Consider the following 19443-nt stretch of genomic DNA (forward strand, 5'->3'; position numbering starts at 1 on the left):
TATTTAAGCCCCGCATTGCAGCAGAGAACCAACCTTCTTGTCAGACTGTGATGTTTTTAGCCAAATCGGAAATTATGGAGTGACTTGGTTGTGAGTACTCGTTTTATGACATCAGCTGAAATTCGCGAAGCTTTTTTAAGCTACTTTGAATCGCAAGGGCATACACGTGTCGCGTCGAGTTCTCTGGTTCCTGCCAACGACCCAACATTATTGTTTACCAATGCTGGTATGAACCAGTTTAAAGACTGCTTCCTGGGTCTGGAAAAACGTGACTACGTTCGTGCAACATCTTCACAAAAATGTGTACGTGCAGGTGGTAAACACAACGACTTAGATAACGTTGGCTACACAGCTCGTCACCACACATTCTTTGAAATGCTGGGTAACTTCTCGTTTGGTGATTACTTCAAACGTGATGCGATTAAATTTGCCTGGGAATTTCTGACCGGCGACAAATGGCTGGCACTGCCTAAAGACAAATTGTACGTAACTGTGTATCACACTGATGACGAAGCGTTTGATATCTGGAATAAAGAAGTTGGTCTAGATGCCAGCCGTATTATCCGCATTGGTGATAACAAAGGCGAAAAATACGCATCAGACAATTTCTGGGCAATGGGCGATACTGGTCCTTGTGGTCCATGTTCTGAAATCTTCTATGATCACGGTGAGCACATTTGGGGTGGCCTGCCTGGTACACCTGAAGAAGATGGCGACCGTTTCATCGAAATCTGGAACAACGTATTCATGCAGTTCAACCGTACTGCGGATGGCGTCCTGCACCCTCTTCCAGCACCTTCTGTTGATACCGGTATGGGCCTTGAGCGTATTTCTGCGGTTCTGCAACATGTCAACTCTAACTATGAAATCGACCTGTTCCAAAACCTGTTAAAAGCTGCTGCTGAAATTATCGGTCTAGATACTTCAGATATTGAAGCGAAAGCACAAGCTGAAAACAAACCGGTTGAATACCCTGCTTCACTTAAAGTTGTGGCTGACCATGCACGTTCATGCTGCTTCCTGATTGCGGATGGTGTGAACCCTTCGAATGAAGGTCGTGGTTATGTACTGCGTCGTATCATCCGCCGTGCAGTTCGTCACGGTAACAAACTGGGTGCGACTGGTTCATTCTTCCACAAAATGCTTCAGCCTTTAATTGATGTAATGGGTGCTGCTTATCCAGAGCTTGAAGCAAACAAAACACGTATCGAAGCTGCATTGCTGAAAGAAGAAGAACAATTCGCGAAAACACTTGAGCAAGGTCTGAAATTGCTTGAAGGCGAATTGGCAAACCTGAAAGGTTCTGTGATTCCAGGTGAAATCGTATTCAAACTTTATGATACTTACGGCTTCCCAACTGACCTGACTGCAGATATCGCACGTGAACGTGATTTAACGATTGACGAAGCTGGCTTTGAAAAAGAAATGGCTGCACAACGTCAACGCGCACGTGATGCCGGTAAATTCGCAATCGACTATAACAGCGTTGTTAAAGTTGAAGGCGAAACTCAGTTTGAAGGTTATGACGCGACAGCAGGTCAAGGTCAAATCATCGCAATCTACAAAGATGGCGAACAGGTTGACGAAGTGGTTGAAGGCGACGAAGCATTAATCGTTCTTAACCAGACTCCTTTCTATGCAGAAAGCGGTGGTCAAATCGGTGATACAGGACTCTTCAAAAACGATACCGGTATTTTCGAAGTTCAAGATACCAAAAAATCTGGTGGTGCATTCGTTCACCAAGGTATCGTGACCATGGGCAACCTGAAAGTTACTCAAAACGTTGAAGCCACTGTAAAAGCCGACATTCGTGCTGCAACTGCACGTAACCACTCTGCAACTCACTTGCTACACGCTGCCCTACGTCAAATCCTGGGTTCACACGTACAGCAAAAAGGCTCATTGGTAGCTTCTGACGTATTACGTTTCGACTTTGCCAACGATCAGCCTGTGACTTTTGAACAGCTGCAAGAAATTGAACGTCTGGTAAATGCTGAAGTAATTGCTAATACTCCAGTTACGACTGAACTGCTCGACATCGAATCTGCAAAAGCCAAAGGTGCGATGATGCTGTTCGGTGAGAAATACGGTGAAGAAGTTCGCGTATTGTCTATGGGTTCAGTGATTGACGAAAAAAACTTCTCAATCGAGCTGTGTGGCGGTATTCACGTGAAACGTACAGGTGACATCGGTCTGTTCAAAATCACTTCTGAAGGTGGTGTCGCAGCAGGTGTACGTCGTATTGAAGCCGTAACCGGTACTAAAGCGGTTGAAGCCGTACAGAAAGTCGATCGTGATGTTCAATATATCAATGGTTTGTTAAAAGCACAGAACCATCAAACAGTCGAAAAAGTTGAAGCTGTGGTGGACACTGCGCATCAATTGCAAAAACAGATTGAACAGCTGAATCAAAAATTGGCAAGCCTACAAGCCGGTGAACTTTTAAGCCAGGTTCAAGAGCTTGCTGGTCGTAAAACATTAATCACGACTGTTCAGGGTATGGATGCGAAAGCACTACGTAACCTGCACGATGGTGTGAAATCAAAATTAGAAAATGCAGTCATTGTTCTTGCAGGTGTAGAGGGTGACAAGGTTAGCTTGATTGCATCTGTAGCTAAAGACTTTACTGCTTCTATTAAAGCGGGTGACATCATCAAACACTTGGCAACTGAGCTAGGTGGTAAAGGTGGTGGTAAACCTGACTTGGCACAAGGTGGCGCGCCACTTAACGAGAAGTTTGCTCCAGTGATGGCTGATTTAGCAGCTTGGCTTGAAGCAAAATAAAAACTTCATTTTGTGTAACTGACCCTGATCGGAAAATCAGGGTCATGGTTTATATGGAACAACTATGGCATTAATCGTTCAAAAATATGGCGGTACCTCAATGGGTACTCCCGAGCGCATTCTCAATGTTGCTCGTCGTGTGAAGCGCTGGCATGACCATGACCACAAGATGGTTGTAGTCGTATCTGCTATGAGTGGTGAAACCAACCGCTTGCTTGCTCTCGCGAAAGCCATTACCGAAACCCCTGACCCACGTGAACTTGACCAAATGGTTTCTACGGGTGAACAGGTAACGATTTCCATGTTAGCTATGGCGCTGAATTCAATTGGCGTTGAAGCTAAATCTTTAACTGGTCGCCAGGTTGGTATTAAAACTGACAGTGCATTCACCAAAGCACGTATCGAATCTATTGATACCGATGTATTGACTGAAAACCTGGATGCAGGCCGCGTGATCGTGGTGGCTGGTTTCCAAGGCTTTGATGCTGATGGCAATACCACAACTTTAGGCCGTGGTGGTTCTGATACTTCAGGTGTCGCACTTGCTGCAGCGCTTAAAGCGGATGAATGTCAGATTTACACAGACGTTGATGGCGTATATACGACTGACCCTCGTGTTGCGCCTAAAGCGAAAAAAGTAGACCGTATCTCTTTCGAAGAAATGCTGGAAATGGCATCTTTAGGTTCTAAAGTTCTTCAAATTCGCTCTGTAGAATTTGCAGGCAAGTACCAAGTGCCTTTACGCGTACTCTCAAGCTTCGATAATGACAATGATGGCGCATTTGACGAAGACTTCAAAAACAACGTCGGAACTCTTATTACTACTGAACTGGAAGACAACATGGAACAGCCAATTATCTCTGGTATCGCGTTCAACCGCGACGAAGCTAAACTGACTATTCTGGGTGTTCCAGATGAGCCAGGTATTGCATCTAAAATTCTTAAACCAATTGGTGATGCCAATATCGAAGTGGATATGATTATCCAGAACGTTGAAGAAGATGGTACAACTGATTTCACGTTTACTGTAAACCGCGGTGAACTCGCTAAAGCCAAAAAAATCCTTGAAGAAACTGCTCAAGCGATTGGCGCACGTGAAGTTGCAACTCGTGATGACATCGTAAAAGTGTCTATCGTAGGTGTAGGTATGCGTTCTCACGCTGGTGTAGCGAGCAAAATGTTCACTGCCCTTGCTGATGAAGGCATCAACATCCTGATGATTTCTACTTCTGAAATCAAGATTTCAGTAATTATCGAAGAGAATTATCTTGAGCTTGCAGTTCGCTCACTTCACACTGCGTTTGGTTTAGACCGTGAACATGGTGAATCTAGCGCACGCGCTTAAGAGAACTACAAAATACCGTCATTGTCTGACAGTATTTCATTAAATCTCTACAAAAATGCAGGGCCACTATAGTTTTTTTTATAGTGGCTCTGTTATATTAAGCTTAAGGATTTTCAACAGTCTGGATAGTTAACCTCTTCATTTCATGGACAGGACTTTCTATTCAAACTTTAATTATATAATTTTAGGTTGTGTTTTTTTATTACATTCAATAGATTGCAGGTTTTGCATTTTGCAAGGAGAGAAACATGCTGATTTTGACTCGACGCGTCGGGGAAACTTTAATGATCGGAGACCAAGTCAGCGTGACTGTACTTGGCGTAAAAGGCAACCAGGTTCGTATTGGGGTAAATGCTCCGAAAGAAGTCTCTGTACACCGTGAAGAGATTTACCAGCGTATCCAGCATGAACGTGCAATGCATGAACATCTTCAGCATATTGACCAGGATTATCAGCCTTCTTCTTATGAAGATGATAACCAGACACAAAATAACTTTAACCGTTAATTTTGTATGAATATAAAAGCGGCTTTTAAGCCGCTTTTAATTTGTCTAATTTTCAACTGCATAGCAAAATAATCAGACTTTATCCTGCCTGCTGCTGATCAAGCAACGCTGCCAGCACTTTTTTCACCGGTCCGAAACTACGACGGTGCTCATCAATCACCCCGTGTAAGGCAATCGCTTCAAAATGTGCTTTGGTCGGATAACCCTTATGCTTGGCAAAGCCAAATTGTGGATACTTCTGATCCATCTCTACCATCTGGCGATCCCGGGTCACTTTTGCCAGAATACTGGCTGCCGAGATTTCAGGATGCAGAGCATCCCCACCTACAACCGCATCACAGCTCATCGCAAGACCCTGAGGAATCTTGTTGCCATCGACCAGTACATGTTCCGGCTGAATGCTTAATGCTTCCACAGCGCGGCGCATTGCCAGCAAAGAGGCCTGCAAAATATTATGCTCGTCGATTTCTGCCGCAGAGGCTTCAGCGATGGCCCAAGCCAGTGCTTTTTCCTGAATCTCAATAAAAAGTTTTTCGCGCTTCTTCTCGCTTAGCTTCTTGGAATCATTTAAGCCCTCAATCGGGTTATTCGGATCCAATATCACAGCCGCAGCGACCACCGATCCTACTAATGGCCCACGCCCTGCTTCATCTACACCAGCAATATTCATTTTATTTCCCATAAAAAATAGGCTGAACCAGTCAGCCTATTCAAATTTGATTTTGACTTAGTTTACCGCTTCAGCCACGCAAGCGTTAATAGTATTTGCAACGACATTGCCTACAATAGTTGCACGTGCTGCTGGGTCAATTGCTGCAGTCGCCAAATCTACCGCAGTCACGTTTTGTGGTGCTTTTTCACTCACGCAACCACAAATTTCAGACTGGATATTCTGTTTTTGTGTTTCTGTCATTAAACGTGTTGCAGTTTGCCAAGCCGGAATATTATTTAGTTCAGTAACACATTTTGCATTGATGGCAATTTTAATGGCTGCAGAACCGAGTTGCTGACCTGTACTTGCTTGAGTTGGGGTGCCTGTACCTTGGGGTGCTACGCAGGCAGAAAGAACAAGTGCTAATGGAGCAACAACAGCCAATAATTTTTTCACGGATTTTATCCTTTTTTCAACTTTTAAAATATGCAGCTATTGTGCCGAAGTTTATCGCAATAAGAAATCTAAAAATGCGCCATGATGTCTAATCTGCGCACAGCCAGATTCACAGCCATCACAGGAAAGAAGACTCACTATTAATTTAAGGGTAAGGCCTGAATAAGCCAGCACCCAAAAATCCTTAATTGATAAACTCGCCCATACAGCCTTTTAAGCTATTGGCAATTGCTTTACGGGTCAGCTCTTTTTTAGTTTCTTCATCAACGGTTGCTTTTAACAGGGTTTTAGCCGGAACACCTTCCAAGGCATGCTCACCTACACAGCCACATACTTTTTGCTGTAAATGCTGTTTATTGGCTTCAGCCATGAAATAAGTACCCATTTTCCAGACTTTGGAATCTTTCAGCTCTTGGCCACACTGATATTCAATCAGAGGTTTCAGGGCTTTCTGAGTCATTGAGGTATCTGCACAAGCAGGATTGATTAAGCTAACAGCCAGAACAGGCCACAGGAATTTTAATTTCATCTTTGGTTCACAGATCAGATTAAATAAAAAGGCAGAGCGAACTCCACCCTCTTTGGGCTAACAAATTTACTGGAATGATATTTTAAACGAGTGCCTGAATCAGGCTGATCCATTTCTGTTTTTCAGCATCAGAAATAAATGAAGCTTCAAAAGAATTGATCGCCAGCTGTTTTAGCTCATCATTGCTTAGGTCCAAAGCTTCAGCAATGGCAATGAAATTGTCATTCATATAACCACCGAAATACGATGGATCATCTGAATTCACTGTGACATGCACGCCGTGCTGCAACAGGCGACGGATATTATGCTGCTGCATATCATCTACCACACACAGTTTCAGGTTTGAAAGTGGACATACTGTAAGCGGCATCTTCTCTGCAATCAAACGCTGCATCAATTCTGGATCTTCCTCAGAACGTACCCCATGATCAATACGGTTTACTTTTAATAAATCCAAAGCTTCCCAGACATATTCTGCCGGACCTTCTTCACCTGCATGTGCAACCACCAGAAAACCGGCTTCACGTGCTTTAGCGAAAACACGTTCAAACTTAGACGGTGGATGCCCGACTTCACTTGAATCCAACCCTACTCCAATGATTTGATCTTTATAAGGCAGTGCTTGCTCTAATGTCTCAAATGCCGCTTCTTCACTAAGATGACGCAGGAAACACATGATCAGATGTGAAGTAATGCCTAATTTAGCTTTTGCATCATCACAGGCTTTCTGCAAGCCATTAATCACGGTTTCAAAGGCAATGCCACGATCAGTATGCGTTTGCGGATCAAAGAACATTTCAGTATGCACGACATTATCATCCGCACATTTTTCAAAATATGCCCAGGCCAGATCATAAAAGTCCTGTTCATGAATCAGAACATTGGCGCCCGCGTAGTAGATATCTAGGAAAGATTGCAGATTATGGAAATTATAAGCCTGCTTTACTTCCTCAACCGATTTATAAGGAATGCTAATTTCATTACGCTGTGCAATCGCAAACATTAACTCAGGTTCAAAGGTACCTTCGATATGCACATGCAGCTCAGCCTTTGGCAAGGCCTGAATCAATTCAAGACGGTTCATCGCTACTCCTGATTAAACCTGAGAAAAATAAAAAGGGTGCAAACTGAGTTTACACCCTTTTGATATTCGACAAAAATTAGCCACCAAACATCCAGAACTTCAATGCCCATAGTACTGCGATGATCCATACCATGTATGGAACAGTTTTCGCTTTACCTGTCAGCAGTTTAATCAGCGCATAGCTGATAAAACCCATTGCGATACCATCTGCAATTGAGTACGTAAATGGCATGAATACAATGGTCAGGAATGCAGGAACCGCTTCAGTAATATCATCCCATTCAATATGGACAATACCCTGAATCATCAATACACCGACAAATAACAATGCAGGTGCAGTTGCAAAGCCTGGTACAGATTGAGCCAATGGAGCCAGGAACAGGCAGGCAATGAACAGCAAGCCAACCACAACTGCAGTCAGACCGGTACGACCACCTGCTGCAACACCCGCTGATGACTCAATATAAGGTGTAGTTGAAGAAGTACCCAAAGCAGCACCTGCAACAATCGCAGAAGAATCGGCAAATAATGCTTTTTTCAGACGCGGCAATTTACCATCTTTTAACAAACCTGCACGATGTGAAACACCTACTAGCGTACCAGTAGAGTCAAACAGATCGACCAAGAAGAATACGAAGATCACACCGATCAGGCTGGCTGTAAACAGACCTTGAAAGTCCATTTGCAGGAAGGTTGGTGCCAGTGAAGGAATTTGACCCACTACACCTTGGAACTGGTTATAACCTAAAGCAGTAGAAATCGCAGTGATTACCAAAATACTGATAATGATCGCACCACGTACTTTGAAGTGATGCATTACCACCACTAACAGGAAGCCAAGTAGCGCAAGCATAACAGTTGGCTGTTTCAAATCACCCAGACCCACCAAGGTCGCTTGATTATCCACAATAATGCCAGCATTTTTCAGTGCAACCAGGGCCAGGAACAGGCCAATACCACCGCCAATCGCCAGTTTGAGTGACATTGGAATGGCATTGACAATCGCCTCACGTATTTTGAACATACTGATGGCAATGAAGACCAGACCTGATACAAATACTGCACCTAATGCAGTTTGCCAAGGCACACCCATTCCCAGACAGACTGAGTAGGTAAAGAAGGCATTCAGGCCCATACCCGGTGCAAGTGCGATTGGATAATTGGCAATTAGCCCCATCACCAGACAGCCAATTGCGGCTGCAAGACAGGTGGCTACAAAGACAGCCCCATGATCCATCCCGGTTTCGGATAAAATCATCGGATTAACAATAATGATGTAACACATTGTCAGGAACGTGGTTACACCTGCCAGAACTTCTGTACGGAAACTGGTTTTGTTTTCACTCAGTTTGAACAGACGTTCCAGCATATTTTCTGAAGATGGATTAGGAGTCGTCATGACCTAGCCCCTATTGAGTAAACTTTATGCTTTAAGCATGCCGCCGAATCCAGGAAATTTTATAGAAAACTTCATGAATTTTAAGGATCTGTTAGCAACGAATATGCCAGCTTCGCCATTTAGCGGGTCAAAATGTTTCAATAGCGAACAGTAAGAAAACTGCGCTAGAAAAACTCAAAAAACAATCTAAACAAAAAAGCTGCATAACCCCTATGCAGCTTTTTTCATCATTAGAATCAAATACTTAATTTAAGTAAATTTGATCTAACTTTATCTTTTGCAAATTATAACACATTGATTTCTGATTGCTTCTTAGAATTTATATTTTATTAAAAATTAATATAATCTAGTTCTACTATTATTAAATTTTCTTTTATTTATTATAATTTTATTTTTATCTTTGTACCTGATTCCCTAATCAAAGAGCTTAGTGCAAATCTATTAAGGTCGGGGCCGATTTGCATTCAGCAATTTAGTTGAATGTTGTACTTCTTTCAGAATCTGATGAAGCTCTTCATGTTTTTTTGTTTCGGCCTGTTGGTGAACACAATAACCGAGTAAACCCACCATCAGCACAAAAATAGGAATTGTATAAATTTTCATTTTTGTAGTTGAGTTATGTAACAGCATTGAAGTTATGCTAACAAAATAACAATAAAATTGTGACATAGTTTACAAAAAATCCGATAAAATGCAGTTTTTTCAAATATTTAGGGTCTTTTCATTCTTCGTTTTTTTATACTTCTTATTCAATTAATCATAATTTTTTAAGTCATAATTTTTTTATTTTTTAGTCACTTTTTGAATATTAAAAGAAATTAATTAGTTGATTCTATTTTTTATTTCATTAAAAATTTATATTTACTATATAAATTTATCGAGTGAAAAATATCTTTTAAAGCTCACTATAGCTTGCATTATTTTATTTAGCTTTTCTTTTAAAAAAATTCTTCATTTCCTGTTAAAAATTCTTCTAAATAAATGATATTTTGAAAGTTCCTTCCCTATTCTTTAATTTTTATTCAATTCAACCCAATATTACTAAACTTAAATCCACCCAAGACTTTTAAGAAAATTTCTTCATTCAGTCTTGGGTGAATCTTTTATCTTAAGCAGCCAGCTGCTCATCACGTTTAAATACCAACTCACCTTTTAATGAACTTTCAGCATCAAAATAATACCCATCGGTATTAAAGGCTTTTAAGTCTTCAGTTCGTTTGATCTTGTTTTCAATGATAAAGCGCGCCATTAAACCACGAGCTTTCTTGGCATAGAAGCTGATGACTTTATATTTGCCATTTTTCTGATCTAAAAATACCGGCTTGATGATTTCAGCCTGAATTTTGCTTTCTTTCACTGCCTTGTAATATTCATCAGAGGCAATATTGACCAGAATTTCAGACTCTGCTGCTGCCAGATCATGATTGATCAGGTCAGTGATGGTTTGTCCCCAGAACTCATAGAGATGAGCACCACGTGGGTTAGTCAATTTGGTTCCCATCTCCAGACGGTAAGGCATCATCAGATCCAGCGGACGCAATAAGCCATATAGGCCGGATAACATACGCAGATGGTTCTGTGCGTAATGAATCTGATCCTGCTTTAACTGGTAAGCATCCAGACCGGTATAAACGTCCCCTTTAAAGGCAAAGATTGCCTGACGAGCATTGGAAAAATCAAAATCTGGCTGCCAGTCTCTAAAGCGTTCCGCATTCAGATTGGCAATTTTTTCACTGACGCTCATTAAGCTGGCAATTTCAGTTGCGGATAACTTGCGGGCAACTTCTATCAATTCCTGGGAATGTTCCAGCAATCTTGCCTGAGTAAATTGATCGGTAGGTAAAGGTGTTTCGTAATCTAAAGTCTTGGCTGGTGAAATTAAAGCAAGCATAGCAACCTGGTTAAAAAATGATTAATCAAACTATATCAGTAGACTTATTTTAATTCCAATTCATGTTTTTATTTATCATAATCGTTAAAATAGAAAATTCTCCTGCAATTTATCGGTTTTCTATGTCCGAACCAATCTTCCTCCAAGGCCCTGCTGGCCAACTTGAGGTTTTTGTGGATTATCCTCAGGGTGAAGTGAAAGGATTCGCGATTGTTTGTCATCCCCATCCATTACAAGGTGGCACACCACAACATAAGGTTCCGGTGTTACTGGCACAAATGTTTTTAGAGCGTGGTTGTGTTGTCTATCGTCCAAGTTTCCGTGGTTCTGGTCAAAGTGCCGGTCTGCATGATGAAGGCTTTGGTGAAACGGATGATATACTTGAAGTCATTAAATATGCGCGTCGCCAACATATTGGCCTGCCTTTCTTTGCAGGCGGTTTCAGTTTTGGCGCACATGTCATGGCCAAGTGTTACGCTGCCCTGCCCGTTGAACTGCAACCTTCAAAAGTGATTTTGTGTGGCCTACCGACTGCGACCGTAGCTGGCCTACGTCACTATGTTACTCCACAGATCAAAGGTGATATTTTATTTATCCATGGTGAAGCGGATGATGTCACGCTTTTATCCGACATGATTGAATGGGCCAAGCCTCAACGTCATCTGGTCACGATCTTGCCTGGCGCAAATCATTTCTTTACCGGTTATTTAAAACAGCTTCGGATTGCGATGAGCCGTTTCCTCGCATTAAGCTGATCAAAAAAAACCTCATCGAATGATGAGGTTTTTTTATTCAGAAATAAAATCTTTAGCATGAATTTCATAAATTACAGCCCGATATTTAGGTTTATCTAGGTGGTTGGTAATTTTTCCACCTACACGTTCTGCAATTTTTCGGCTAGCCCAGTTTTCTTCGGCTACCGGATAGCTCAAAGCTTTGATCCCTAATGTATTGAAAGCATAGGCCACAATGCAACGTACTGCCTCATGTCCATAATGATGACCATGCGCCTTTTCACGAATCCAGATACCCACTTCAGGTATTTCATCATGCAGTCGATGTAAACCACATAGTCCGATAAATTCATGTCTTTCAATATGACGGATCACAAAGATATATTCTTTATGATCAGCCATATTGTTTAGCCAGTTTTGCCAGACTGTTGCAAATACCTGTTCAGATTCCGGTGCATCCCATGCCATAAAACGGGTCAGACTCGGGGTAATCGAGGCATAGGCTTCCGCAGCATCAGATGGCTTAAAATAATCTAAAACAAGACGTTCACTTTGTAGTATGGGCAAAACCCTTTGCATTTGTTGAACTAGTTCTTCCACTCAAACTCACTAAAACTTTCTTGTTCTTTCAATGATGCTTCAACGGCTTGTGCCAACTGATTTAATAAACTTTGTTCTGTAATCCGGTCCAGCCAGTCCTGTTCTTCATCCGGATAAGAAGCAATTTCACAAATCAGGTGCCCTTCCTGATCTCGTGTCTCACAGCTCACTGATAATGGCAACTCGTGTTCATCGACACTTACGGCCACTTGTGCGCCACTTTGCGCCAAGGTTTTAAAGCCATATTTACAGAGTTCTTCCGTCAGCAGATGTGCCACATATTCCTGAGCCTGCTGACTGCCCTGTAACTGTTCCTGGCTCTGAGGGTTGGCCATAAATTTTAATTTTCGCATTGCTACATCCAAATGGCTTTTTTGTTGTATGGTTTTAGCATAAGCCAATATAAACAAAACAGCCAAGCAAAAGCTTGGCTGTTTCATGTAAATTTTAGAATTATTCTGTCACTTCAATCGTCAGACCGGCTTGAGAAGTCAGTTCAGTGAAGGTTGGGAAGCTGGTTGCGACGGTTTCAGTCCCAACAATCTTAATTTCACCTGAGTTACGCAGACCTGCAATCGAGAAGCTCATTGCAATACGGTGGTCATGATGCGATTCAATTTCACCGCCAGTAAAGATTGGTGACCAGTCGCCTGTCTTACCTTTACCTTCGATGATGATGCCGTCATCAGTTGGTGTGCAATCAATACCCATGGTTTTCAAACCATCAGCCATCACCTGAATACGATCCGATTCTTTGACACGCAGTTCAGCAGCACCAGTTAGAATCGTTTGGCCTTCTGCACATGCAGCAGCAATGAACAATGCCGGGAATTCATCAATTGCTAGTGGCACTTGGTCTTCCGGCATATGAATGCCTTTTAAGGTACGTGTACCGCGAATACGAATATCTGCAATCGGTTCACCGCCAGCGATGCGTTCATTTTCAACGCTGATGTCGGCTCCCATCTGTTTTAGGATTTCGACGACACCAGTACGAGTTGGGTTAATCCCCACAGCTTCCAAAGTCACATCTGAATTTTCAGTAATCGCTGCACCGACCATAAAGAAAGCAGCAGATGAAATATCCGATGGGACTTGGATATTGGTTCCGACCAGCTTGCCACCACCTTGCAGGGAAATACGGTTACCTTTAGTTTTCACTTCATAACCAAACGCACGCAACATACGTTCAGTATGGTCACGGGTTGGTTCAGGTTCAGTCACTGAAGTTTCACCTTCTGCCCAAAGACCCGCCAGTAGAATACCTGATTTCACCTGAGCTGATGCCATTGGCAGGTCGTATTGAATACCTTTCAGGTTCTGATTACCGGTAATCGATACTGGTGGTGTACCACGTTCACCCGTAGTTTGAATCTGTGCACCCATCAGACGTAATGGTTTTGCAATACGCTCCATTGGACGTTTAGACAGCGAAGCATCACCGGTCATCACCGAGTCAAATTTTTGTGCTGACAGCATACCAGACAGCAGACGCATCGAAGTACCTGAGTTACCCATATACAGTGCAGACTTCGGTGCTTTCAGGCCATGCATACCCACGCCATGAATGGTCACTTCACCATTTTTAGGACCTTCAATGCTTACACCCATATCACGGAACGCCTGTAAAGTTGCAAGGGCATCTTCCCCCTCAAGGAACCCGGTCACATGCGTTGTGCCTTCAGCGATGGCACCAAACATGATGGAACGGTGTGACACAGATTTGTCACCTGGCACGGTAAATTTACCCTGGAACGTCTTGGCACCTGGTTGAATGGTAAATTGTTGTGTCACTTTATTTTTCTCCATGAGAGGTTTCTTGGCGAGCATATGATTGAAGTGCTGGCGAGCCGCCTGCGCATGCCCCAATAAGCCCATTAAGGCTTGTGAATCTTCATCTTCAATCAGCTTACGGATAATCGCGAGTTGAACTTCAAAGCCGTCCACGGCATTGAGAATCGCCTTTTTATTGGCAAAAAAGATGTCATGCCACATTTGTGGATCACTGGCAGCAATACGCGAGAAGTCGCGGAAGCCACCGGCAGCATAACGAAAAATATCCAGATTGTCTTCGCGCTTGGCCAGTTGTTCGACCAAGTTGAAGGCCATCAGATGCGGAAGATGACTGGTATGGGCCAGCACTTCATCGTGCTTTTCCACATCCATACAAATCACTTCCGCTTTGGCCGCTTGCCACAGTTGAATCAGTTTATCGACCGCCCATTGTCCGCTGCTTGGCAACGGTGTCAAAATTACCTTGTGATTAGCGAACAGATCCACCTTACCCGCATGCACCCCGGTATGTTCAGCACCCGCAATCGGATGCCCTGGCACAAAGCCAGCCGGCAGTTTTTCACCAAACACCGCTTTGGCTGCTTCTACCACATTACCCTTGGTACTACCCACATCGGTGATAATGGCGCCCTCAGCCAGATATGGCTTGACGGTTTCCAATACCTTTTGCGTAGCACGTACCGGTAAAGCCAGCACCACCAGGTCTGCCCCTTGAACAGCTTCTACGGGATCTGCATAGCCGTGGGAAATCAGACCGAGTGCCTTGGCATCTTCCAAAGTTTTTTGTGAGCGGGTCGATGCCACGATGTCATTGGCTAAATGCTCGGCCTGAATGACACGCGCCAGACTTGAACCAATCAGTCCAAGTCCGATAAAGGCAACTTTTTCAAACAGTGGCTGCGACATAACTTACGCTTTCGCCTCTAAGCCAAGTACTTTACCTAATGCAGCAAGGAATTTGGCATTTTCAGCTTCAGTACCAATCGATACACGCAGGTGGTTTGGAATACCCACTGGACGTACGATCACGCCTTCTTTCAACAACTTGTTAAATGTTTCAGCTGGATCAGCCTGTACATCGACCAAGATGAAATTCGCGCGTGAAGGTACATAGTTCAGGCCCAAAGCTTTGAAGCCAGCTTCAAGCTGTGCCATACCTGCTTTATTTACTTCACGAGATTTCTCGATGAATGCTTCGTCTTTCAGTGCAGCCACCGCAGCAACCATCGCCAAGTGGTTCACGTTAAATGGCTGACGGATACGGTTCAGGTAATCAGTCACTTCAACAGAAGCCAGGGCAAAACCAACACGCAGTGCAGCCAAACCATAGCACTTAGACAGCGTACGGCTGACAATCAGGTTTGGATACTGTTTCAGGAATTTTAGGCTATTGAAGTTCTCTGGGAAATATTCCACATAGGCTTCATCTAGCACCACGATCACGTTCGCAGGAACTTTCTGCATGAATGCTTCAAATTCAGCTTCTTCAAACCAGGTCCCTGTCGGGTTATTCGGGTTTGCAATAAAGATCAGCTTGGTGTTGTCTTTTACCGCAGCCGCCATCGCTTCAAGGTCATGTGAGAAACCTTTAGCAGGTACTTCGATCGCTTCAGCGTTAATCGCTTGAGTCACCAGTGCATATACCGCAAACGCATGCTGGCTATAAATCACTGAATCTTTTTCAGAAACAAATGCACGGGCGAATATTTCCAGTAAGTCGTTTGAACCATTACCTAAAGTAATCTGGTTATGATCAAAACCGAATTGTGTCTTGATCTGATCTTTCAGGATAAAGCCACCGCCATCCGGATAACGGCCAATTTCCGCCAGTTCCGCAGCCACTGCTTCTTTGACTTTATCTGAACAGCCCAGCGGGTTTTCATTTGAAGCCAGTTTTACGATATCAGTGATGCCCAACTCACGCTCAAGTTCACTGATCGGTTTACCTGGTTGATATGGCTTTAATTTAGAGATGCCTTCATTGGCTGGGACAAACGACATTTTATACTTCCGATTTACAGATGAAACAGTGGTTAGCACCCTCGCACTAACCACGAAAGGCTGCTTTTATAAAACAGCTGCAGGATATGAACCAAGCACGCGGACTTCTTTCACAAACGGACGAATTTCTTCGATCGCAGCTTTAACATTTTCCTGCTCAATATGACCTTCAAGATCGATAAAGAATACATAAGCCCATTTTTCAGGAAGTGCAGGTCGAGTTTCAATACTGGTTAGACTAATGTTGTGTTTGGCAAATGGAGCTAAAATTTCCAGCAATGCACCGGCACGGTCATGCGCAGACACCAATAATGAAGTTTTATCATTACCGCTTTGTGGCACTTTCTCGCGACCAATCACCAGGAAGCGTGTTGTGTTCTCTGGATTGTCCTCAATATTGCTGTGCATAATCTCAAGATTATAGATATTCGCAGCAATTTCAGAAGCAATCGCAGCAGAATGCCATTCATTCTGAATACGGCGCGCAGCTTCAGCATTTGAACTGAGTGCCACACGTTCTACACCTGGATAATGGGCATCCAGCCATTTACGGCACTGAGCCAGAGTTTGCTGATGTGCATAGATCTGCTTAATACTGTCTTTACGGGTATTTTCAGAGATCAGGAACTGGTGATGAATGGGTAATTCTACTTCGCCAATCACATTCAGATGCGAAGTCTTGAAACAGTCTAAAGTGTGGTTCACTACCCCTTCAGAGGAGTTTTCAACAGGCACCAGACCATAATGTGCACTGCCCGCTTCTACTTCACGGAATACTTCATCAATGGTGGGTAATGGACGAACCACAGCATCATGACCAAAATGTTTCAATACTGCTGAGTGTGTGTAGGTACCAACAGGTCCCAAAAATGCAATACTTTGCGGTGCTTCAAGCGCCAAACAAGCCGACATGATCTCGCGGAACAGACGTGCCATCGTCGTATCTGACAATGGTCCTTCATTGCGCTCCATAACATTGCGCAAAACCTGTGCTTCACGTTCCGGACGGTAAAACAGCGGATTTTCTTCAGATGCGAATTTCGCTTTTGCTACAGCCTCAGCCAAACGTGCACGACGGTTAATCAATTGCTGGATTTGTTGATCAACTGAATCGATATCTTCACGAATTTTAGCCAAATCTAAAGAAGCCGTTGTGTTTTGATCGTCGTTGATCATCGTGATGTCGCCCTTCATAAACCTTATCTGTGCAGTATAACAATTAGTGCGCTGCAAATGTTACACAATATAACTTTAGTAGATTAATTCTTAAAAACAGGGATTTGATTTTAACCGTTCATCGCTTTAGTCATATCTGGTAACATTTCTTTCAGCATTTTCGCATCTTTTACATTATCAAATTGTAAACTTTGCCCGCCCATCTTAACTGATTTTTATCAAGATGAAATATCACTATTTCTTAATCTACATAACGATTTTAAGCATAAGAAAATAAAAATAAAGCCATCTCGATTCCTCTAGTTTAACTACTTAAAATCTGAGTGACAGTTCACAATAAAATGCACATAGAAAACTGTTTTTTTGATCATTTTCCTTTGATTTAATTGGATTTTTTACACTAAATCACTATTTGGTTACAAAGCAGAGACGTTTTTTAAACCTTAAATCGCTAGTCTAATTTAAAACTATATTGGGGGTGCCTATAATGCCAAAAAGAATAGCGGTACTTGTAACGAATAATTTTGAAGATCTTGAATATACTGAGCCTGTTGCAGCCTTACTTGCTGCAGAGCACAGTGTCTGTAATATTGAACTGCATGCCGGAAAAGTCGTACATGGACTACATGGCCAGTCGAGTGTGACCATTGATCGGGGAATTGATCATATCAGTATTGATGATTTTGATGCCCTGCTCATTCCGGGCGGTGAATCACCAGTGTCCCTCGCCAACGATACGCGAGTCTTACATTTCATTCAGGCTTTTAATGAGGCCAAAAAGACCATTTTTAGTCTTTGTGACGCATCTTTATTACTCAGTGAGGCTGATGTTTTAAAGAACCGCATCATTACCAGTATCCGTGCGCATGCACCTCGGGTACAACATGCGGGTGCGACGTATTATGATGTTGAACTGGTCAATGACAATAATCAGCTGATTTCATCTCGAGTGCCAAATGATTTGCCAATTTTTATTCATGAATGTCTGGATGTACTAAAATCTTAAAATAATAAAATATCTAGATTTCAAGAATATTCTTTCTATAAAAAAAGAGTCCATTTCGGACTCTTTTTTTATCTGTTGATTTTTAACGTCCAAGCAGACCACGTGCAACAATTTCTTTCATGATTTCATTGGTACCGCCATAGATCCGTTGAATGCGGGCATCAACAAAGAAACGCGAAATCGGATATTCAGTCATATAGCCATAACCACCAAAGAGCTGAAGCAGATTGTCAGCAACTTTCATTTGCATATCTGTTGAGAAGCTCTTTAACGCTGCTGCAGTTTCAACATCCAGCTTGCCTTGCATATACAACTCAACATTCTGGTTATAGAAAGCTGCTGTTGCCAGCTCGTCAATCTTGGCCTGTGCCAGTACAAAGCGGGTATTCTGAAACTGACCAATCGCCTGACCGAAGGCCTGACGCTCTTTGACATATTGAGTCGTTACATCAATCGAGCCACGAATGGCGCCCAGTGCAGTAGCAGCAATAGCAGTACGTTCACGTGGGAGTTCCTGCATCAGATAGACGAAGCCCTGACCTGGCTGACCCAGCAACTGATCTTTCGGTACTTTGACATTATCAAAGAACAGCTCTGAAGTATCCTGTGAATGCAGACCAATCTTGTCCAGATTCTTGCCTTTTTTAAAGCCTTCCAGATGCGTATCCACCAGCATCAAAGACACACCTTTGGCGCGTGCTTGTGGATCGGTTTTCACGGCTAATACGACTAAGTCAGCATGCTGACCATTGGAGATAAAAGTTTTAGAACCATTCAACAGATAATGGTCACCCTGCAAGATGGCATTGGTTCGCATGGCTTGCAGATCAGAACCTGCACCCGGCTCAGTCATGCCAATCGCACCGACCACTTCACCAGATACCATTTTCGGTAGCCAGTATTTTTTCTGCTCTTCTGTACCGATATGCAAGATATACGGCGCTGCGATATCCGAGTGACAAGACAGGCCGGTTGAGATGGCGCTATAGCCTGCTCGAGCTGACTCTTCGATTAACATCAGGGAATAATGAGTCGGAACACCATAGCCACCATATTCTTCCGGGACATCGACACACAAAAAGCCATTTTCGCCCATGGCATTCCAGACTGAACGCGGCATCATGCCTTCACGCTCCCACTCTTCATAGTAAGGCGCTACATGTTCATTCATAAAGCGTTTGAAATTGTCGCGGAAAAGTTCCAGGTCAGCATCGTAAGCCAGCATTCTTTTATCCTTATCGTGTTTATCGTTTTATTTCCTGTGCACAGGCTAACTATTTTTAGAAAGGCTGTCATGTACCTGACTTATTTTTTTGCTAACTTCACAGTCAGATAAAAATAAAAAAGGAAGCCGAAGCTCACTGCTGTCCCATAGTTTGCTTTAAATAAAAAAACCTGAGTCCTAACAGTTAAAATATGAGTGCAAACAAACACTTTAACGACCAGGATTCAGGTTTTGTCACATCAGAATACCGTATTTCATGAG

17 protein-coding genes are annotated in these 19443 nt (G+C 42.9%); 5 read left to right on the plus strand and 12 right to left on the minus strand.

Features of this window, described 5'->3' with window-relative positions; translation table 11 throughout:
* Positions 1-90 precede the first annotated feature (90 nt).
* From alaS to csrA, 3 genes are all read left to right on the plus strand, one after another.
* A complete protein-coding gene (alaS, locus tag FTV25_RS13210; protein WP_180004057.1) occupies positions 91-2784 on the plus strand; it encodes an alanine--tRNA ligase in 2694 nt (897 codons plus the stop codon).
* A 64-nt stretch (positions 2785-2848) separates the two neighbouring features.
* Complete coding sequence (locus FTV25_RS13215; RefSeq protein ID WP_180004055.1) at positions 2849-4129, plus strand: aspartate kinase; 1281 nt, start codon at positions 2849-2851, stop codon at positions 4127-4129.
* 248 nt (positions 4130-4377) lie between these two features.
* Complete coding sequence (csrA, locus tag FTV25_RS13220; RefSeq protein ID WP_004784202.1) at positions 4378-4635, plus strand: carbon storage regulator CsrA; 258 nt, start codon at positions 4378-4380, stop codon at positions 4633-4635.
* 79 nt (positions 4636-4714) lie between these two features.
* Here csrA and rnhB read toward each other — a convergent pair whose 3' ends face one another.
* The 6 genes from rnhB to yaaA form a co-directional block, all read right to left on the minus strand.
* Positions 4715-5305: a ribonuclease HII gene (gene rnhB / locus FTV25_RS13225; RefSeq protein WP_004784204.1), complete on the minus strand. Its 591-nt coding sequence runs from the start codon at positions 5303-5305 to the stop codon at positions 4715-4717.
* A 57-nt stretch (positions 5306-5362) separates the two neighbouring features.
* Positions 5363-5743 carry a hypothetical protein gene (locus tag FTV25_RS13230; protein ID WP_159123230.1) on the minus strand — a complete coding sequence of 127 codons (381 nt, stop codon included), beginning with the start codon at positions 5741-5743 and terminating at the stop codon, positions 5363-5365.
* A gap of 184 nt (positions 5744-5927) precedes the next feature.
* Complete coding sequence (locus FTV25_RS13235) at positions 5928-6272, minus strand: hypothetical protein (protein ID WP_004815392.1); 345 nt, start codon at positions 6270-6272, stop codon at positions 5928-5930.
* A gap of 82 nt (positions 6273-6354) precedes the next feature.
* Positions 6355-7356 carry an adenosine deaminase gene (locus FTV25_RS13240; RefSeq protein WP_180004053.1) on the minus strand — a complete coding sequence of 334 codons (1002 nt, stop codon included), beginning with the start codon at positions 7354-7356 and terminating at the stop codon, positions 6355-6357.
* Between the two features lie 76 nt (positions 7357-7432).
* A complete protein-coding gene (locus FTV25_RS13245; RefSeq protein WP_004815389.1) occupies positions 7433-8755 on the minus strand; it encodes an NCS2 family permease in 1323 nt (440 codons plus the stop codon).
* A 1108-nt stretch (positions 8756-9863) separates the two neighbouring features.
* Positions 9864-10646 carry a peroxide stress protein YaaA gene (yaaA, locus tag FTV25_RS13250; protein ID WP_179993206.1) on the minus strand — a complete coding sequence of 261 codons (783 nt, stop codon included), beginning with the start codon at positions 10644-10646 and terminating at the stop codon, positions 9864-9866.
* Between the two features lie 122 nt (positions 10647-10768).
* Here yaaA and FTV25_RS13255 point away from each other — a divergent pair, with 122 nt between their 5' ends.
* Entirely contained in the window at positions 10769-11401 is a 633-nt protein-coding gene (locus FTV25_RS13255; protein WP_159123226.1) for an alpha/beta hydrolase, read from the plus strand.
* A gap of 33 nt (positions 11402-11434) precedes the next feature.
* Here the strand turns inward: FTV25_RS13255 and FTV25_RS13260 are convergent, their stop codons facing one another.
* From FTV25_RS13260 to pheA, 5 genes are all read right to left on the minus strand, one after another.
* Entirely contained in the window at positions 11435-11980 is a 546-nt protein-coding gene (locus tag FTV25_RS13260) for a GNAT family N-acetyltransferase (protein ID WP_180004051.1), read from the minus strand.
* Complete coding sequence (locus FTV25_RS13265; RefSeq protein ID WP_180004049.1) at positions 11968-12333, minus strand: hypothetical protein; 366 nt, start codon at positions 12331-12333, stop codon at positions 11968-11970. The genes FTV25_RS13260 and FTV25_RS13265 overlap by 13 nt, the downstream gene beginning before the upstream one ends.
* A 100-nt stretch (positions 12334-12433) precedes the next feature.
* Positions 12434-14680 carry a bifunctional prephenate dehydrogenase/3-phosphoshikimate 1-carboxyvinyltransferase gene (locus FTV25_RS13270; RefSeq protein ID WP_180004047.1) on the minus strand — a complete coding sequence of 749 codons (2247 nt, stop codon included), beginning with the start codon at positions 14678-14680 and terminating at the stop codon, positions 12434-12436.
* A 3-nt stretch (positions 14681-14683) separates the two neighbouring features.
* Entirely contained in the window at positions 14684-15775 is a 1092-nt protein-coding gene (hisC, locus tag FTV25_RS13275; protein ID WP_179993203.1) for a histidinol-phosphate transaminase, read from the minus strand.
* Between the two features lie 66 nt (positions 15776-15841).
* Complete coding sequence (gene pheA / locus FTV25_RS13280; protein WP_125279073.1) at positions 15842-16951, minus strand: prephenate dehydratase; 1110 nt, start codon at positions 16949-16951, stop codon at positions 15842-15844.
* A 487-nt stretch (positions 16952-17438) separates the two neighbouring features.
* Between pheA and FTV25_RS13285 the strand changes: the two genes are divergently transcribed.
* Positions 17439-17957 (plus strand): DJ-1/PfpI family protein, encoded by a 519-nt coding sequence (locus tag FTV25_RS13285; protein ID WP_180004045.1) that lies wholly within the window; start codon positions 17439-17441, stop codon positions 17955-17957.
* An 82-nt stretch (positions 17958-18039) separates the two neighbouring features.
* Here the strand turns inward: FTV25_RS13285 and FTV25_RS13290 are convergent, their stop codons facing one another.
* On the minus strand, positions 18040-19182 hold the full coding sequence (locus tag FTV25_RS13290) for an acyl-CoA dehydrogenase family protein (RefSeq protein ID WP_125279075.1): 1143 nt from the start codon (positions 19180-19182) through the stop codon (positions 18040-18042).
* Between the last annotated feature and the right edge of the window lie 261 nt (positions 19183-19443).

Source organism: Acinetobacter sp. YH12249, from assembly GCF_013417475.1.
In the GTDB taxonomy this organism is placed as follows: domain Bacteria; phylum Pseudomonadota; class Gammaproteobacteria; order Pseudomonadales; family Moraxellaceae; genus Acinetobacter.

What these genes read in the sequence shown, in the direction of transcription:
- FTV25_RS13215 (WP_180004055.1), top strand. Translation starts at nt 2,849, where the DNA reads ATGGCATTAATCGTTCAAAAATATGGCGGTACCTCAATGGGTACTCCC.
- csrA (WP_004784202.1), top strand. Translation starts at nt 4,378, where the DNA reads ATGCTGATTTTGACTCGACGCGTCGGGGAAACTTTAATGATCGGAGAC.
- rnhB (WP_004784204.1), bottom strand. Translation starts at nt 5,305, where the DNA reads ATGAATATTGCTGGTGTAGATGAAGCAGGGCGTGGGCCATTAGTAGGA.
- FTV25_RS13235 (WP_004815392.1), bottom strand. Translation starts at nt 6,272, where the DNA reads ATGAAATTAAAATTCCTGTGGCCTGTTCTGGCTGTTAGCTTAATCAAT.
- FTV25_RS13240 (WP_180004053.1), bottom strand. Translation starts at nt 7,356, where the DNA reads ATGAACCGTCTTGAATTGATTCAGGCCTTGCCAAAGGCTGAGCTGCAT.
- FTV25_RS13245 (WP_004815389.1), bottom strand. Translation starts at nt 8,755, where the DNA reads ATGACGACTCCTAATCCATCTTCAGAAAATATGCTGGAACGTCTGTTC.
- yaaA (WP_179993206.1), bottom strand. Translation starts at nt 10,646, where the DNA reads ATGCTTGCTTTAATTTCACCAGCCAAGACTTTAGATTACGAAACACCT.
- FTV25_RS13255 (WP_159123226.1), top strand. Translation starts at nt 10,769, where the DNA reads ATGTCCGAACCAATCTTCCTCCAAGGCCCTGCTGGCCAACTTGAGGTT.
- FTV25_RS13265 (WP_180004049.1), bottom strand. Translation starts at nt 12,333, where the DNA reads ATGCGAAAATTAAAATTTATGGCCAACCCTCAGAGCCAGGAACAGTTA.
- FTV25_RS13270 (WP_180004047.1), bottom strand. Translation starts at nt 14,680, where the DNA reads ATGTCGCAGCCACTGTTTGAAAAAGTTGCCTTTATCGGACTTGGACTG.
- hisC (WP_179993203.1), bottom strand. Translation starts at nt 15,775, where the DNA reads ATGTCGTTTGTCCCAGCCAATGAAGGCATCTCTAAATTAAAGCCATAT.
- pheA (WP_125279073.1), bottom strand. Translation starts at nt 16,951, where the DNA reads ATGATCAACGACGATCAAAACACAACGGCTTCTTTAGATTTGGCTAAA.
- FTV25_RS13285 (WP_180004045.1), top strand. Translation starts at nt 17,439, where the DNA reads ATGCCAAAAAGAATAGCGGTACTTGTAACGAATAATTTTGAAGATCTT.
- FTV25_RS13290 (WP_125279075.1), bottom strand. Translation starts at nt 19,182, where the DNA reads ATGCTGGCTTACGATGCTGACCTGGAACTTTTCCGCGACAATTTCAAA.